Source organism: Aureispira anguillae, from assembly GCF_026000115.1.
In the GTDB taxonomy this organism is placed as follows: Bacteria; Bacteroidota; Bacteroidia; order Chitinophagales; family Saprospiraceae; genus Aureispira; species Aureispira anguillae.
In genome coordinates this window covers 5,519,288-5,538,049 of record NZ_AP026867.1, presented here as the reverse complement: position 1 = coordinate 5,538,049, position 18,762 = coordinate 5,519,288, and the positions used below count along the sequence as shown (strand labels likewise).

At 35.7% G+C, this 18,762-nt stretch carries 8 protein-coding genes; 6 read left to right on the top strand and 2 right to left on the bottom strand.

Going from position 1 to position 18,762, the window contains the following annotated elements; genetic code table 11:
• The first annotated feature begins 99 nt into the window (after positions 1-99).
• From AsAng_RS21710 to AsAng_RS21685, 6 genes are all read left to right on the top strand, one after another.
• Positions 100-1,518, top strand: a complete 1,419-nt coding sequence (locus tag AsAng_RS21710) for a hypothetical protein (RefSeq protein WP_264789199.1) — start codon at positions 100-102, stop codon at positions 1,516-1,518.
• A 391-nt stretch (positions 1,519-1,909) separates the two neighbouring features.
• Positions 1,910-2,902, top strand: coding sequence for a DUF6427 family protein (locus AsAng_RS21705; RefSeq protein ID WP_264789198.1), 993 nt, complete (start codon positions 1,910-1,912; stop codon positions 2,900-2,902).
• Positions 2,903-2,982: 80 nt separating this feature from the next.
• A complete protein-coding gene (locus AsAng_RS21700; RefSeq protein WP_264789197.1) occupies positions 2,983-3,426 on the top strand; it encodes a protein-disulfide reductase DsbD N-terminal domain-containing protein in 444 nt (147 codons plus the stop codon).
• Positions 3,427-3,906: 480 nt separating this feature from the next.
• Positions 3,907-6,411 (top strand): protein-disulfide reductase DsbD family protein, encoded by a 2,505-nt coding sequence (locus AsAng_RS21695; protein ID WP_264789196.1) that lies wholly within the window; start codon positions 3,907-3,909, stop codon positions 6,409-6,411.
• A 214-nt stretch (positions 6,412-6,625) separates the two neighbouring features.
• Positions 6,626-8,323, top strand: a complete 1,698-nt coding sequence (locus tag AsAng_RS21690; protein ID WP_264789195.1) for a M3 family oligoendopeptidase — start codon at positions 6,626-6,628, stop codon at positions 8,321-8,323.
• Positions 8,324-8,765: 442 nt separating this feature from the next.
• Entirely contained in the window at positions 8,766-11,258 is a 2,493-nt protein-coding gene (locus AsAng_RS21685) for a zinc-dependent metalloprotease (RefSeq protein ID WP_264789194.1), read from the top strand.
• A gap of 166 nt (positions 11,259-11,424) precedes the next feature.
• Here AsAng_RS21685 and AsAng_RS21680 read toward each other — a convergent pair whose 3' ends face one another.
• Positions 11,425-14,460 carry a CHAT domain-containing protein gene (locus tag AsAng_RS21680; RefSeq protein WP_264789193.1) on the bottom strand — a complete coding sequence of 1,012 codons (3,036 nt, stop codon included), beginning with the start codon at positions 14,458-14,460 and terminating at the stop codon, positions 11,425-11,427.
• Positions 14,461-14,601: 141 nt separating this feature from the next.
• Positions 14,602-18,048, bottom strand: coding sequence for a S8 family serine peptidase (locus AsAng_RS21675; protein WP_264789192.1), 3,447 nt, complete (start codon positions 18,046-18,048; stop codon positions 14,602-14,604).
• Positions 18,049-18,762: the final 714 nt, after the last annotated feature.

Here is an 18,762-nt window from a genome sequence, read left to right as displayed (position 1 = left end):
CTCTTTTAACCTAACGAAGAGAAATAAATGCTTTGCTCAATACCAAAGGAGCAAGGTCCGAAAGTTTGGATAGGTTCTACTTACTTAAATCGATTGTATATGAATAAATATTACTACATATTTTGGATAGGAACGCTTAGCTTTTTTGGTATTAATGTGGCATCGGCTCAAAAAGTACAAATTTCAGAGCCTGTAGATGTTGCGAATGAAGTAGATTATGAGTTGATTGCTAAATATGAGAATCAAGTCTTATTATATCGCAAAACAGAAACAAAATTTTTTATTCAAAGCTTTACCAATGGAGATTTAAAACAAAATTGGGTGAAGACCATTGAGTTTAATAAAAGGGATATAACCCCTTTTAAGATTGTTCCTCACAAAGAGAGCTTCTCTATTTTGTATTATTACCACAAAAAAGGAAATACCTATATCCGTGGAAAAGAATTTGACACAGAAGCAAAGGAAATTGACGATTTTGATATTGGCGTATTTAATAATTTATTTGTCTTACACAGACATCAAATTATTAATTCTCAAAATAAGAAATTCTCATTAATATATGTTCCTTCCTACAAAGGGCATCTTGAAGTGATTAATTTTGATATGGTGAATAAAGAACAATTGTGGCAAGAAGAGTTGCGTTTTTCTGATCTTAGCTATCACAAAGATTTTCAACAATTGCTAATTAATAATGGGGGAGAAGCCTTTATTGTTTATAATCAAAACAATAACAAACGCCAGCGAAAAAACCATCAGTTTTCTATTTGTAAAATAGGTTTAAATAAGGCAAAACATTTTCATACCATACCATTTTATGATTACATATCTTACGATATGAATGTACAATACGATGAGATTAATCAGCAACTAGTAGCAGCAGGGCTTTATTCTACACAGAACGCTGTAGCCAATGGGATTTTCTATTTTAATACCAATTTTGAAGCCATCCCTACGGTTCAAATATCAGAGTTGGAAGAATCTTTTATGAGAAGTTTAACAGGAAAGAAGTCAAAAAAAATTACTGGAATCCAAAACTTTATGATTTGTCAATTGGTGTTGCGAAAAGATGGCGGTGCTGTATTGGTTGCAGAACAACGTTTTTCTTATGAATCTTCTATGGCTTTTTATGAAGAAGAGCGCAGCAAGGCTCAAGCAGATTACCTATATGAGAATATATTGGTAGCGTCTATCCATCCATCGGGCAAAGTGTATTGGAAAGATGTTTTGTTCAAAAGCCAGAGTTCAGAAAATGACAATGGGCGTTATTCTTCTTTTTTTGCTGTAAAAACAAATTCTAGCATCCGTTTTTTGTATAACAATGATATTTCATGGGATACTAGTATTTTTGAATATGTAATTAACAGTAGTGGAACTGTAAAACGTAATGTTGTTGCGCATCAGGAGCGTAAAAGTGGTGTTTTGCCTCAATTGGCAAACAGTATTCAGGTTTCGGCATCAGAAGTAATTGCCTTGTCGGAGCGAGATCAAAAGTTGCGACTGCTGAAAATTAACTACTAATCGATTTAACGCTAAATGGATCACATCAGGAATTATTAATCTGGAAGCCCCGTAGAGTAATTGAACGCTATGGGGCTTTTAGCGTAGAGCACTTACCCAAAATCGCACAAATCTTCCTATTTTTTATTTATAATTTGAAACCTAAAATTTAGAACTTCTCCTTAAGGCATTGTATTTTTGGTAATTCTTAAATTGAAGTTGTTTAAAAATGGACTTACTTTGTTATGCGTTTCATTTATGAGCCAGCAAGCTGGGGTCGTAAATGCTTAGCCGTTTTGTTGAACTGAGCCTAAGGTGAGCTCAGGCAAGTATAATGAAAGCTATTCGCTTCACTGATTTTCAGTTCTCAAACAACTTTACATTGTATTTTGTCAATCCAAAAAATACCTACGTGCTACAAATTTTTAGAGACAATCAGGTTTTTACTGCTGTATTTGTTATTCTTTATTTCTTACTCTTTAGTGCTAATATTTGGTTTTATCCTAGTGAAAATTTAGGAACCTTTCAAGAACTGCCAAGTACCTTATCAGCATGGTTGATGGGCTGGTTGGATAATCCCACCAATAATAAAATAGCATTTAGCCTACTCCTTTTGGTACAAGCATTGGTTATTAATACAATGGTAAATACATTTAAAGTAGCCAAACAATACTCTTTTATTACGGCCATTTGTTATATACTCCTACATTTTAGTTATGTCGATATAGATGTTTGTTCGCCTGTTGTTTTGGGGAACACATTTTTGTTATGGTCGCTTTATAGCATGTTTAGTAGTTATGAGAAACGAGTTTCACTAGGAGCGATTTTTAATATAGGATTTGCCGCAGCTATGGCAGCTCTTTTGTACAATGGATTTATCGTGTATTTCTTTTGGATAATAATTGGTTTGTTAATTGTTCGTTCATTTGACTTGCAGGAATTTATCTTATTGTTGTTAGGTTTTTTTACCCCCTTTTTCTTGTTGGGAACTTATCATTTTTTAGGAGATAATTTCGGAACTTGGGTTGATCAGGAACTAATGATACATTACTCTACTATGGTAGTGCATTATGAGACCAATATAGAACTGTATTTATTATTGGTTGTATTGCTGTTTCCTTGTCTTTTAGCACTAGGTAATTTGCAAGGCTTGTATTTTAAGACAACATCTCGTGAAAAAAAATACATCAATGTAGTTTTGTTGATGCCTGTTATCGCTTTGTTTAGTTTCTTAGCACAGAATCAATTGTACAGTTATCATTTTACTTTATTTATAATCCCAATTAGTATATTGTTAAGTATTACCCTGCAATCGTATAAAAGCTTGGCAGCAGCAGAAGCAGTACACTTTATCCTTTTTATGATTGCAATAGGGGTACAGTATCAATATTTCTTTTTTCAATAGGATTCATTTTGGCATAATATTTAAGTAAAATTTACTGTCTTTACTATAGTATTTGCTAATGCAACACAAAAAAAATAATTATGAAACATCTATTTGTTATCCTCTTATTAGCCATTTCTACTTTTAGTTATGGGCAAAATAATACTGTTTCTTGGGCGTTTGAAAGCAAAAAAACGGGCAAAAATGAGTATACTCTTTACCTAAAAGCTACAATAAAGGATGGCTGGTATGTTTATTCTCAATACCTAGAAAGTGATGATGGACCAGTACGAACAGAAATTGTTTTGGAGGATGAAGGCACCATTAGTTTGGATGGGAAAGCAGTAGAAGAGGGACAGCAAATTAAGGGCTATGATAATCTTTTTGATATGAATATTATCAAGTATAAGAAGCATTTGACAATCACACAAAAAATACATACCAAAGGGGATGAAAAAGTGAAGGGGTACATTACTTTTATGACCTGTAATGATGAACAGTGTTTGCCGCCTACAGATGTACCTTTTGAAATCAAACTAAAATAGGTTGACGATGCTAGGGGTATTTTGATTCGATATTTTATAGATTTATTGTAAGTTTCGTTACCCCCGTTAAAAATCAACGGAGTATTAAAGTTTATAACGATTGAATTAGAGAAAAATATTAAGTAGAAAACAATAAAAAGAGCAAGCGATTTAGTTTGCTCTTTTTGTCGTTTATAGAGACAATTGGAGGATAAAAAAAGAATTAAAAAAACGTTAAAGAAAGCTTTTTTTGTTAAGTTATAGGAAAATATAAAAATATCTTCATATCTTTATAACTATTCTTGAACAAGAAAGAATTAAATAATTGAAAAGAAGCTTATCGTAAGCATTTTTTTCTATTTTTGTTAGAGGTCGTCTAAAGTGAAATTCAAAACCCAATGTCTTGAATTTTATAATAAGCATTTAGCCAACGACCTCTTTTTAAGAATATTATAATCTGATTCACACCTGTTTTATTTTGTTAACCATAATTAGTATCCTATGAGAATTATCCTTTCTACTCTTTTATTATTGAGTTTAGTATCGTTCAATCTTTTGGGACAAGATAGCCCTGTCAAATATACCTGGGAAGCTAAGGCGCTCGGAGAGAATGAATATGAACTTGTATTCAAAGCTAAAATTCAAGACGGATGGTACACTTATTCTCAATATTTGGAGAGTGAGGATGGTCCTATTGCTACTTCTATTAATTTTGAGTCTAATAACGAGACCAAAGTTGGCAAAGCAACTGAAAAAACAAGCAAACCAGCTTACAAAGTATCAGGTTTTGATGAAATGTTTGATATGAATATCACTAAGTACAAAAAAAACTTAGAAATCAAACAAAAGATAAAGGTTACTGATCCTAACAAAAAGGTGTCAGGGTATTTGGAATACATGACTTGTGACGATACGAAGTGTATGCCTCCTACCGCTGTAGAATTTGAGTTTGTTCCTTCTAGTATTGAAGGGGCGGCTACAACGGATAAAGCCGAAGTAGTTCCAACAGAAACGCCTGTAGAGCAGCCTACTGAAACGCCTTCTGATCATCCTGCTCCTACGGTAGATCCTAACAAACCAGTTAATTGGGTTATAAAATTTAATAAAATTTCTGAGGATGAAGTGGATTTAATTGCTACTGCAACCATTGGAGAAGGCTGGTATGTCTACTCTCAGACCTTAGAGAGTGAGGATGGCCCAATTCCAACTACCATTAATTTTGAAGGAGAAGCCGTTGTAGAAGAAGTTTCTAATGTAGAAAGTACTTCTGTGCCTGAGAATAAATTAAAAATGATGGATGAGGTTTTTGATATGGAATTAACCAAATTCAAACATGATCTCACCATCACCCAACGCATAAAAGTAAAAGATCCTAAAACACCTATTATCGGTTATCTGAACTATATGACCTGTGATGCTACGAAATGTATGCCTCCTACCGATGTAGAGTTTAATTTTAGTTTCAAAGGAGGAGATATTCCTGTAGGAGAAAGTTTTAATCCATACTCTGAAGATGGAGTATATACACCTGCTAATCCAACATTGATAGAAACAAATTTAAATCCTATTGGTAATTGTAATGGAAATGGTGTTATCAATAAGACTGCTAATGTAGCAAGTATGGGATGGTTGACAATTTTTTTATTGGGATTTGCTGGTGGTTTTGTTGCTTTATTAACTCCATGTGTATTTCCAATGATTCCCATGACAGTTTCTTTATTCTCTAAAGGAAAAAAGAAAAGCAAAGCAGAAAGTATTAAAAATGCATTGCTTTTTGGAGCATCAATTATTGTAATTTATGTATCTCTAGGTCTAGTAATTACAGGTGTTTTTGGAGCCGATGCTTTAAATCAATTATCGACTCATTGGTTAATGAATCTAACCTTTTTCCTCTTATTTACTGTTTTTGCAGTTTCTTTCTTTGGTTATTTTGAAATAACACTTCCTTCTTCTTGGGCTAATAAGGCAGATCAGGCTTCTATGAAAGGCGGTTTTTTAGGTACCTTCTTTGGCGCATTCTCAATTTGTTTGGTTTCTTTTTCTTGTACAGGACCTATCATTGGGACTTTATTAGTAGAGGCAGTGAAAGAAGGTTTTCTTGCTCCTGCAATTGGAATGCTTGGTTTCTCAATTGCATTGGCTCTGCCTTTTGCACTTTTTGCAGCATTTCCTAGTTGGTTACAATCTCTCCCTAATTCAGGAAGTTGGATGACAACAATGAAAGTTATCTTAGGGTTTATAGAATTAGCATTAGGACTTAAATTTTTATCAACTGCCGATTTAACACAGCATTGGGGAATTATGCCTTATGAATTATTCATTGGTTTATGGGGAATTATCTTTGGAGCAATGGCAATTTATTTATTTGGCTTGATCCGTTTTCCACATGATAACCCTAATGCAAAAATATCTAATCCACGAAAAGGGTTAGGAGTGTTGGCAAGTTTATTAACAGTGTATATTTTTTCTGGGTTTATGACGAATGCTAAAGGGACATTTGTTACTCCATCACTTTTAAGTGGTCTAGCGCCAGCTGTATGCTACTCTTATGTTAAGCCTTGTGATTGTCCTGCAACTTTAGATGAATGTTTCCATGATTATTATGAAGCTTTAGCATATGCTAAGAAAGTAAATAAACCGCTTCTTGTTGATTTTACTGGATATGGCTGTGTTAATTGTCGAAAGATGGAAGATAATGTATGGACAAAGAAAAAGGTTAATGACATTATTCGTAATGAGTATGTTTTGGTTTCATTATATGTAGATGATCGAGAAAAATTAGATAAAACACTGGTTACTCCTAATGGGAAGAAAATCCGTAATGTAGGAAATAAATGGGCAGAATTTCAAGAAGTAAATTTTGTTACTCAATCTCAGCCTTATTATGTTTTAGTTAATACAAAAGAAGAGGTATTGAATACTCCTGTAGGATATACGCCAGATGAGAAAGAATATATTGATTTTCTTAATTGTGGTGTTAAACAATTTAAAGAATCGATGAAATAAATAATTGTAAAAACTTAGTTATATAAAAAAATAATCGATTCAAAAACAAAAGCTTTATTCCTTTTGTTCATATAAAAAACTTAACTTTGAGGGAGAAGAAATACACTAGTGTATTTCTTCTCTTTTTGTTTATCAACCATGTAGAGCAAAAAAGTCATAGAAAGCTCAGGAATCCCCCTATACTAGTTGCTTTGCATAACAATCCACAGTTATCATGAAATTTAGTGATTTCACCTACGAACGCCCTAGTATTAACGATTTTAAGGGAGCTTTTGTGAAGCAGCTCCAAGTGGTTCAAGAAGCCGAAACGTTTCAAGAGCAGAAAGAAGCAATTTTAGCAATCAATCAACTCAGAAGTGATTTTGATTCAATGTACTCCTTGGCATCTGTTCGCCATTCTATTGATACTACAGATCGTTTTTATGAAGGGGAGAATGATTTTTTTGATGATAACTATCCTGAGTTGAATGAACACATCAATGACTATTTTAGAGCGTTGCTTGTCTCTCCTTTCCGACCTGAGTTAGAGCAAACATTTGGCAAACAATTGTTTGTTATTGCAGAGTTGCGTTTAAAAACATTTGAACCTGCAATTATAGAAGATCTAAAGGAAGAAAATAAATTAGATTCTCAGTACCGAAAAATTAAAGCTCAGGCGGCTATTCAATTTGATGGGCAGACGTATAATTTGTCTTCTATCAGTCCACTAGAATTGTCAGAAGATCGAGATACTCGCAAACGTGCTTCTGAGGCAAAATGGAATTTCTATGCAGAGAATGCAACCTCAATAGAAACGATTTATCACGACATGGTTCAGATTCGCCATAAGATGGCAACAGAATTGGGCTACAAAAATTATATAGAATTGGGCTATGCTCGTATGTTGCGTTCAGATTATAATGCTGAAATGGTAGCCAATTTCCGCCAACAAATCCAAGAACATATTGTGCCACTTGCCACACAATTATTAGAGCGTCAGTCTAAACGCTTGGGACTTGATCATTTAAAGTATTATGATGAAGAGTTTAAGTTTCCATCTGGCAACCCCAAACCTAAAGGTTCGCCAAAATGGATGGAGGATCAGGCTCGTATTATGTATGCTCAATTGTCAACAGAAACAGACGAGTTTTTTAAGTTTATGAGCGACAAAGAATTGATGGATCTAGTGGCAAAAGATGGCAAGCAGACAGGGGGCTATTGTACCTTTCTCAATAAATTTAAGTCTCCTTTTATCTTTTCAAATTTTAATGGGACGAGTCATGATATTACGGTATTAACGCATGAGGCAGGACATGCTTTTCAGGCTTATTCTACCAGTAATAATATGGAACTGTATGACTATTTGTGGCCGACCTATGAAGCTTGCGAAATTCATTCTATGAGCATGGAATTTTTTACTTGGCCTTGGATGGATTTGTTCTTTAAGGAAGATACCGATAAGTTTAAATTTTCGCATTTGGCAGGCTCTATTTTATTTTTACCTTATGGTGTGGCAATTGATGAGTTTCAACACATTGTGTATGAAAATCCAACGATGACACCAAAAGAACGCAATGAGGTTTGGTCAAAATTGGAAAAGAAGTACCTTCCTAATCGAAATTATGCAGGCAATAAACATTTGGAAGAAGGGCGTTTTTGGCAGCGCCAAAGCCATGTGTTTGGAATGCCTTTTTATTATATTGATTATGTATTGGCACAAGTTTGCGCTTTCCAATTTTGGAAGCGTAGCTTAGAAAATAAAGAAGAAGCTTGGAAAGATTATATTACTTTGTGTAAAGCTGGGGGAGCAAAATCATTCTTAGATTTGGTTGAATTAGCAAACCTCAAATCACCTTTTGAAGAGGGTTGTTTGGAAGATGTAGTAAAACCTATTCAAGCGTATTTGGATCGTGTAGATGATTCTCAATTTTAGTATAGGTTTCTGTGAAAAGTCCTATCAATTTGGAGGCTTGAAAATAGAAATACAGTTCTTTGACAAATCGTGTGGTAAATACTAAAAAGGGTAAGCTTTTAACTACTTTTTTTAGAAGAAAGTAATAAGTCGTAAGTCGTATGTCCTGTATTTACAGGAACTAAGCATACGACTTACGACCTATTATTTATAACAAAAGAAGTAATAAGCAGGCAAGGTAGTTTACGATTTCACACGATTTGTCAAAGAACGAGAAATATTTAAACTATTTTCAAGTTTTCAAATTGTGATTGTAGATGAACAAAAGCACGATTATCGAAGATAAATATACGTTGCTCTTAAAAAGGTATTGATCGGTACAATCTATGCTTTCCTTTTCCTCGATTCTCCATAATTTGGTTATGTTTGTACGAAATTAATGTATCTATTAACAATCATAACCATGAAAAAATATATTGTATTTTGTTGGCTGTTATCATTGGCTTTGGTCATGCCATTAAATAGTCATGCGCAAAAAAAGAAAAAGGGAAAGAAGGGAAAACAAGAGCAGGTAGAAAAACTTGTTGCTAAGAAAAAAACGCCCCCTAAAAAAGGGGCTCCTAAACCTTATAAAGAGATTATAACTAAAGAAGCACTTACTCAAAAGGGCTTAATTATCACTCATAAAGTAGATGATAAGTATTACTTTGAGCTTCCTTTAGATCTGTTGGAAAAGGAGATTATGGTTGTTAGCCGAATTTCTGGTTATGTCAAAAATTTGAGCTTTGGTGGTGCAGGAATGAAATCTCGTCCTCAACAAGTAATTCGCTGGCAAAAGGTCGATAACAAGATCTTGATGCGCTCTGTTTCTTACCATAGTGTGGCGAATGAAGAAGAACCTATTTATAAATCTTTGAAAAATAACAATTTTGAACCTGTTATCCATAGTTTTCCGATCGCAGCGTACAAGAAGGATACCTCAGGGAAAATGGAGGGGATTGTTATTGAAGTGAATCCATTTTTTACAACAGATGTTGCGCTGATTGGTGCTTTGAACGATTTTCAGCGCAAAAGATTTGCAATTGCAGGAGTGGATGCCAAGCGTAGTTTGATTACTGAAACGAAGAGTTTTCCTTCGAATACAGAAGTACGCCATATTTTAACCTATAGAGGTAAAAAACTACCCGATAATTATTTAACACAAACCTTGTCGGTAGAGATGAATCAATCCTTTATTTTGCTGCCAGAAACCTTGATGCAATCTCGTGTTTATGATGGTCGAGTAGGATATTTTTCTATTCAGCAAACCAACTATAGCTCTGAAAGACAAAAAGCTCAAACGCAGCGATTTATTACCAAATGGCGTCTAGAACCCAAAGATATGGAGGCGTTTAAACGAGGGGAATTGGTAGAGCCTAAAAAACAAATTGTTTATTATATAGATCCCGCTACTCCTAAAAAATGGCGTCCTTATCTCAAGCAGGGGGTTAACGATTGGCAAAAAGCATTTGAAGCGGCTGGTTTTAAAAATGCAATCATTGCTAAAGATCCTCCAACAAAAGAAGAAAACCCAGATTGGAGCCCTGAAGATGTTCGATATTCTGTTATTCGATACATTACAACTGATATACCGAATGCACAAGGGCCGCATGTACATGATCCTCGCACAGGTGAGATTTTGGAATCCGATATTCTTTGGTATCACAATGTAATGAATTTGCTTCGAAACTGGTATCTGATACAGACCGCTGCCATCAATCCTTCTGCACGAAATGTTCAGTTTGACGATGCTGTAATGGGGGAATTGATTCGTTTTGTTGCAGCGCATGAGGTAGGGCATACCTTGGGGCTTCCGCATAATATGGGGTCTAGTGTGGCTTATCCAGTTGATTCGTTGCGTTCTCCAACCTTTACGGCGACACACGGAACAGCTCCTTCTATTATGGATTATGCTCGGTTTAATTATGTAGCGCAACCAGGCGATGGGGTGAAAAATCTAGGAGCGAAGATTGGTGAATACGATATTTGGTCTATTATTTATGGTTATAAACCAATTCCTGAAGCCAAAAATACAAGCGATGAACGTGCTACCTTAAACCAATGGATCAAAGAAAAAGCAAATGACCCTGCTTATCGTTTTGGGGCACAACAATGGCGTATTATTGATCCTTCTTCTCAAACAGAAGATCTAGGGGATGATGCGGTTAAAGCCAGCTCTTTGGGGATTAAAAACCTAAAACGAATTCTACCTCAGTTGCTAGAATGGTCGGCAGAAGACGGTAAGGATTATAGCGACTTAAAAGAATTGTATGGTCAAATATTTGGGCAACTTAACCGATATATGGGGCATGTTACTTCAAATATTGGTGGTGTTTACCAACATACTAAAACCTATGACCAAAAGGGAATTATTTTTACGCATGTTCCCAAAGTTAAGCAGGAAATGGCAATGGTTTTCTTAAATAAAGAATTGTTTCAAACGCCTAAGTGGTTAATAGATGCTTCTATTTTGGATCGAATAGAATCTACTGGGGTCGTGAATAGGTTGCTGAATATGCAAAAGAGAACACTCAATAATTTGTTAGATGCTAGTCGATTAAATAGATTGGTAGAAGCGGATGCAACAGAAGGTAGTGCCAAGGCTTATACTTTAGTAGATTTGTTTATGGGGCTTAAAGCTGGTATTTGGGGTGAACTAAATAGTGGTATTACCATTGATGTTTATCGTCGTAATTTGCAACGAGCCTATATCGAAAAAATGGGAGCGCTAATGAAAAATCCCAAAGATCAATCGGATGTAAAGGCAATTACACGCAGTATGCTAAAGCGTTTAAAACAAGATATTAAGAACAATATTGGCAAACAAAACGATGATATTTCTATTTTTCACTTAGAGGATATAATAGAACGTATTGATGTGATTTTAAATCCAATAACCAGTGCTAAACAAGGCTAACGGTTTTGTGCTAAGATCGTAAGAACTACGATGTATAAAACTATAGGTGTCGTAAATTAGAAGTAAAGTCGTATGTTATTATTTTGATCATAAATAACATACGACTTTTCTATTTCTATCCAACTCACTACTGCAAAAGGTAATCTAGAACCAATTACGATCCCACTTATTGCTTTTTCTTAAAAAAATAATTCCCCAAACCTAACAATAACAAAAAGAGGACACTACCACCGCTGATCAATACCCAATTGGGCGTTTTGGTAATAGCGGCAATAGGGGTGGTGTCGCCAATTAAGATATAAGGACTCCATAAAAAGGGATGCGCCATGACGTTATTGGCATGGTCAATATAGTGTAACTTGGATAGAGACAGCGCCTCATCCTTATCCATACCTTTCTGCAAAAAATGGTAATAGCCATTAATAATAGCATAGGTAGACTGGTCGTTGACACTCCATAAGGTAGTAAAAATGCTTTTTGCACCAGCATAAGAGAAACCACGGGCTAAACTCATAATTCCTTCTCCTCTAAAATTTTTGCCTAGGGCGGTTTCGCAGGCACTTAAGACCACCATCTCTGCATTCAGCTCTAGATTGTATAAATCGCTAACATATAAAAATTCATTTTCTTGTTCATCCTTTATTTCTGTAAATGCCAATAGGGAGTAATCAGGGTTATCACTGTTGGCCATGCCATGTGTCGCAAAATGGATAATTTTGTAGTTGGATGCAATTTGTTTGAATTGCTCCTCAGTTGCATCACGGTCTTTAAAGACTGTTCCTGTTCCTAATAGCGCACTGATTTTTTCAACCTCAGGTTGGTTAAAGGTTAATGGAGATAGCGAATAGCGTTTCCCTCGAATGACACTTGTTGCATGTTTTCCAAAGGAGGGCGCAAACCCTGCATAAGTATGCTCTGTTTCAAGGTGAATTTTGTTCATCATCTCTTGGAGCAACGTAGCAGAATAACAATAGCTAATGCTGTGTTTTCTTAATAGAAAAGGGTGCGACTTATATTGGTTGGGGGTATTGACTTTTTCGGTAAGCAATGGCTCAAAAGGCATATCACACATAGGACCAGCAGGAACAATAAGTAGGCGCTTGGGCAAGGACCCCAATGGCTCAATTAATTTTTGATACATCTGATAGGCTCTCTCAGCATATTGTTTGGCAAATTTAGAATGCATTTGGCGATCTCGCTCTTTGTTGGATAAAAAATAACCGTAGATGCTTTCTCGTAAATCCCCCACACGATCCAGCATGCTTTCTTGACCATCTAAAGGGATAAGTTCAAAGGTTGTTTGGGTGATTTTAAAGGCATAAATACTAGAATCGCCTACAAAATATTCAATAAGAGCTTGATCTTCTTTTAGTAAACTACGAATCTGTTCTAGGTTAAGAATGTTAAGTTGATACTTCGTTTGATAATATTGAGGGTTATTGATTTCTAGATTTTTTAAAAAATCTTGATAAGTTTCTCGTTTTAAAAAAATCTGTTTCTTAAGTTTTTTTATGGTCTCCTGTAGATTTGGGTTTTCTTCTTGAGTCAATTGAAAAACCTTTTGCTCTAAATCAATAATGTCCAATTTCATTTCTCGCTCTTTAATCAAGTCTTTTTCTGAAAGCCCTGAAACTTGTTGAGCTTTTGTGTTTTGAAAAGACTCTAACAAGCTAAGACCTTTGCTTTTTTCCGAAAAATAGAGGGCTTGTTGGTGGTAATTTAGATCTCCAGTTGCTTTGGCTAGAGCGATACAAGTTTCAATGGCATTTTCGTAAGCATCTAGGGTCAAGTCGGACCATGCAATATTGGAACCACTACTAGAAAAATCAGCACGAATCCGATTGACTACTTGGTCAAATAGACGAATCGTTTGAAGGGCAGCTTCTAACTTCTTTACCTCTTTTGTTCCATATTTGTAATATAAATACCAACAGCGTGCTTTACTAGCTAGTACGTCCGTAATCATATCATAACTAAGGCTATTGGTTGCCTGTTGAAGGGTAGGTAGATCCCAGATGTCCTTTTGATTGTAGTTTTTAATAAGGCTAATTAATTGTTGTTGTTCATATTGTAAAGCCTCTGCATATTTACCTTGTAAGCGATAAAATGTTGCCCTAGTGGCAAGGCTGGCAACTGCTTCTAAACTTTTTGGGGCGTAGATATTTGAGCTTTTAGCTTCTGCCTGTTCCAACAATAGCTCTGCTTGTTCCATTTTTCCTTGGTCTGCTAATACCGAACTCAGATTAAATAAAACTTGTATTGAATAAGGGTTGTCTTTAGGGAGGTGTTTTTTGGCAATGGCTAACGCTTTTCTGTAATAAAACTGGGCAGAATCTAGGTTGTTTTGGAGCTCATTCGTTTCAGGGGCTTTGAAAAAAGCATAAGCAATTTGCTGGCAACAATTTACTTGGTTGGTATAATCTAGCAGTTGAGGGCTTTGAAAAAGAACCAAAGCTTGTTTTAGATAAATCAAATCATTGCCGCTCTGTTTTAGTTCCGTGAGTGTCGCCCCTTTTTCTAATAAAGCAATGGCCATAGCCGAGTCGTCTTTTTCCTTTTCAAGAATCCGAATGGCTTGTTCTTGGTAATCTAAGCTTTTTCTAAAGTTTCCAATTAGTTTATAGTTGCTACCTAGTTCCGTATAAATGCGAGCTAGAACATTTTCATCTTCTTGCAGCTTAACGGCTTCATCCAAAAATTCAATGGCTCTATTGTAGCGTTCCGCATAACGACTAATAACGCCCAAATTATAATAGTCACGTGCTAAATCAGGATCATTGGGGTTGATGTTTTCCCGAATAAGAGCTGCTTGTTCAAGTTGAGGAAATGCCGCCTTATAGTTATCTTGTATATAGTGTATTTTACCAATGTTTTTGTGCAACAAAGAAATAGAAATTGCTTTATAGTTAACACGGTTTGCTTCTTCTATATAATTTGAGGCGGCTTGTATTCCCTTTTCATATTCTCCCATTTGAATATGATTTTCTACTCTAGTAACAGCACAATCAAAATAGGCAGGCCAATTATTGGTATTATCATAAATCTCAGCAGCTTGTAGCAATAAAAGATCTGCTTTAGGTAAATCGCCTGCTTCAATAGCTTCGTTTGCTTTATTTATAAATACTTGGGCGGCTGAGCCATCTTGACTCAATACCCAATTATTAAAAGCCAAAAAAAATAATAAGAAGAGTAAAACTTTCATAATGAGGCTAGATTAAGTCCTGTTGAGGAATGTATATAAGCGACCAATTATTCTATATAGAAATTGGTCGCTTATAATTTAGAGAAAACGTAAGCATTAAAAATAAACTAATTATCCTTGATAGTCAATAGGTAGTAGTGTTTAGAACTTTATAATCTTTTGACTATACTGCTTATCTCCTAATGTAAGTTGTATAAAATAAACACCAGCCACCAATTCCTTGGTCGATATTGTTGTATTGGTTGTACCCAAGGGTAAACGACGATGTTGTAGGCGTTGTCCCTGTATATTAAATAAGCTCAGTTCCATTTTGGTTGAATGCAAGCTATAATCAAAAGCTATGGTCAAGTTATCCATTACAGGATTAGGATAAATGCTTATTGGTACTTCAGAAATTTGGACTAGTTTGTTGTTTAGGACAAACCCTGTTTCAGCACACAAGGTCTTATTGACAATACGATTCAGTATGGAATCTGCTTTGTGATAATTAATACGTCCTTTAGATGCAATTTTGGCACTATCTAGATGTTGTAAGGTATCCACCCCGTGAAGTAGTGCATATTTTACGGCAAAATAAGTGGCATCAGGATATTTATCAAATAATAAAGCAGCAGCTCGTGAGACTTGCGGTGCAGCAAATGAAGTCCCTTCTACGGCAATAAAACCATTGGTACTACCCGCCAAAGGGGTGTTCTCATACCATGGCGCTGCAATATCTATATGTATATTGCCATAGTTAGAGCCAGGGTGCAAAGCAGTAGCGGTGAAATTAAGTCCTGCAACAGCCAATATATTATCAATGGTTAGTAAACCAGTTGTGTCCCAAATAGAATTGGAAGGCCAATGGCGATTGGCTAAATTTCCTTGAACCAAACGACTATCGTTCCCCGCAGAAGCAACAATCAAAATACCACAGTCTTTCCCAACATAGGTTAAGGTATTTTCTAATACAATACAAGGGTCGCCATAATATCCCCAACTGGCATTGATTACACGAACTTTAGCCGTCTCTCCAGTAGTGGTAGTGCGTTGGTAATCTGCTGCATAACGAAACGCACAAGCGGCATGAAATAAGGAACCAGAACCTTCTTTGTCGGTATATTTTAAAGGTAGAATACCAATATCAGTTTGCATCGCTCCTGTATCTGGTAGGATGTTTCGTTGGCTAATCCCTGCTACAATTCCTGCTACAGAAGTTCCATGCCCATGATCGTCTGTTGCATTATTGTTATCTCCTAAAAAATTATAACCAAAGGTTGCAGAGGGAAGGCAACTGTTAGCTGTTGAGGCTCCTTCTGATAGGTAAGGGGTTAGTGCAGGATAATCATAATCAACACCAGAGTCAATAATTGCAACCAAGGTTTTAGCTGTTGTATTGCCTGAACCTGTTGGAAGGTTAACCGTATCAGGCAAAGGGTTGGTTGTTCCTGAAAGTAAGCTATAATTAGGATCTGCACTTAATAATTGTGGTTTCCCAGATGCTTTGGAGGCGGTTTTTTTGGTGCCTTTTCCATTGGCCTCTAACATGGTACTAGCGGTGTCTGAAATGCTCCATAATTCTATATCACCACAGAGGCATTGGTCAATTGGTTCTGCTCCAAGCTCTGTTCTAAGGGCTTGCTTTATAGAGTCTTGTTCTTGTGGGCTATAGAGTGCTAAGGTGTCAGGGTGAAACTGCACAATAATAGATTGGCAATGAATGGGTGCTCCAGAGCTGTCTACACAATAACCTACTTCTATTTTCTTGGGTAAGGTATATAAGGTTAAGGCAGGAAAGGAGTCGTTTTCAATTTTGGCGCGATATAACCATTTATGGTGATTGGATGAATCTAAATGTTGAACGCCTAATCGATGGATGTTGGCTGCTGTCGTGTCAACGCCTAATAAATAGGTAGAATCTCCAATAATATTGTTGGCTGCTAAATTAGGAGCTGTTAAACCGCCTATTTGTTCTGCTAAACCAATTGTTTGTACAACAGGATTGGAAGGGCTCCCACCTTGAATATTCGCTGTATCAATTCGCTCCCAAGCATATTTGTTGTCGATATAATTGGTTGAAGTTTGCTCGGCAGCTACAATTCCAATTCCTGCTGTAAAAGTGATGCGACTACCTGGAGTTCGTCGCCTTACCCCTCCAATGCCTAATGCCTCTTGAGGAGCATAAAAGAATGCGGTAGAGTCTATTCCACTTTGAGGAATATAATGATTGTAGACTGTGCCTGAAACTTGTTTTAGTCGAAGAATACGTTTAACTCGAAATAAATCTCTAAAGTCAAATTTATTGCCTTGAAGTTCGAGTTCTTTTAATGCTGCAAAGCGATTATTTAGTGCTACATTGGTTAGGATGGGGGTAGAATTTATATGATTTAAAGCGGGGGTAACCCTGTTAAAATGATTGTTACTCGCATAGAAATCTTCAAGCGGCATATTTGTTCCTTGATTTGCTAATTCAGCTAATTGAGCAAGAAACAACCAATCGATTCGCAATTCTCCTTTTAGGTTGTTGTTGCTAAGGTCAAGCTCTCTTAGTTTAGAGAGCCCTAGATAACCATTGTTATTAAATGGTGCTCCAACGGTATTGGGGGGATTGGGAAGGCTGCCCCGAATTCGATTGTTGTTGAGGTACAACGTTTCTATATTGGGCATTTTTTCTAAAATATCTAGGGGCAGTTTTCCTACAAGTCGATTGAAGGAAATGTCAAATGTCCTAATGGATGCATGAGGATTGTTAAGTGTAAATTCCAACGAATCTTGGATGTTTGCTGTATCCATCAAGTTGCGTGCATAGAGCCACTGTAAGCTAGGAACCGTATTAAGCAAAACCTCAATCGGTTTAAAATCTTGTAGCAATAACCCTTCTATGTGTAGTTTTTTGAATGCTGTTGACGTAATTGGGCTACTTGGTACTTGAAGTCCTGTAAAGGGATTATAGCTCGCATACAAAAACTCTAAATTGGGATACCTTGATGTGATTAACCCCTCTACATCTAATATACCTGTTAAATTATTGTTTCTGATGTCTAAGTGTTTTAATTGAGAGGAGGTTACCAAGGTATAACTACTAAAGGCACTTGTAGGTGTGGCTAAAGCAGTATTGGCTTTTAGTACTTCTAAACTAGCAATATTCATGGTTAGGTAACGGAAAAAATCACTATTCCCACTAGAGAAATTATTAGAACTTATATCAATTTCTTTGAGAGTGGGGGATGGCCCCGTGGTGTTGGGTCTCAGAAAACCGCCAATACTATCAATCCCAATATTATCAAGTAATAGGGTTTGTACAAAGGTTAAATTATCGCCATCAAAAATAGAAGGAGGTAAAATACTTGGGCTTGTAGAAGAAGAGAGCCCCCCAAAATTAATTCGTGTAATTCTATAAGAACTGGAAGTAGGGTCATAGACTGTATCAATATAAGTCGGAACCCAACTAGATACGTTATTAGAACTTAAACCACCAGTATTACTTAAGCCTAATTGGTCTCGCAAATTAAGTATAGTGGTAGAATCATTGGGGTAAATCTGAGCGAAACTATTAGGAGCTAGTACAGCAATAAAAATAATAGGTAACAGCCATTTTATGAGCTTCATAGACAAATCGTTTAATGATTACCTTTTATGGAGTGAAAGGTGCAAATATGGTTATTAGAATATAAAATCAGCAACAGTTAAGTTTTAGAGACGATTAATTACCATTCTGTTGTCGCATCGTAAATACTTGTCCTGTACACAGGTTTGTTAAATTTAGTGTTATTACAAATCAATTTTTAATCTTAGCCTTTAAATCTGTCTTTGATTTGGTGGAGTATGAGTCCCATTTTAGAGGTATTAGAGCTATACTGCATGTTTTCTTACGAAGTAATAAAATTATTATAAAGTATAAGCATAAATCTAAAATAGGTTGTTATAGGTGTATTTAAAAAACGCTTGTAATTTTGTTTGTAGTGTGCAAAGGGTTGAATTTTAGGTGTTAGTAAGTAATTTTGTTTTGCTGGAATCAGGAGACCAGTTTATTTTTTTTCTTTGTTTTTGTCCCCCAAAGTACAAACGATTATGCGCTATGGCTTTTTATTGAAAACGTTTTAATTCTTTTCCTATAAATTCCGTTTCTGATAATTTATAATTGTCAGAAAAAATAGAAATTTAATCACAAAAATTTAGCCGAATTGTCATAAACAAAATCTAACTTCACAGCGCTAAATACTTTATTAGATTATTTGTTATGCGATTATCTATATTATAAGTATTTATTGTGCTTTGACAAATTATATAGTGTTGTAACGAGCAAACTACTATAAATAAATT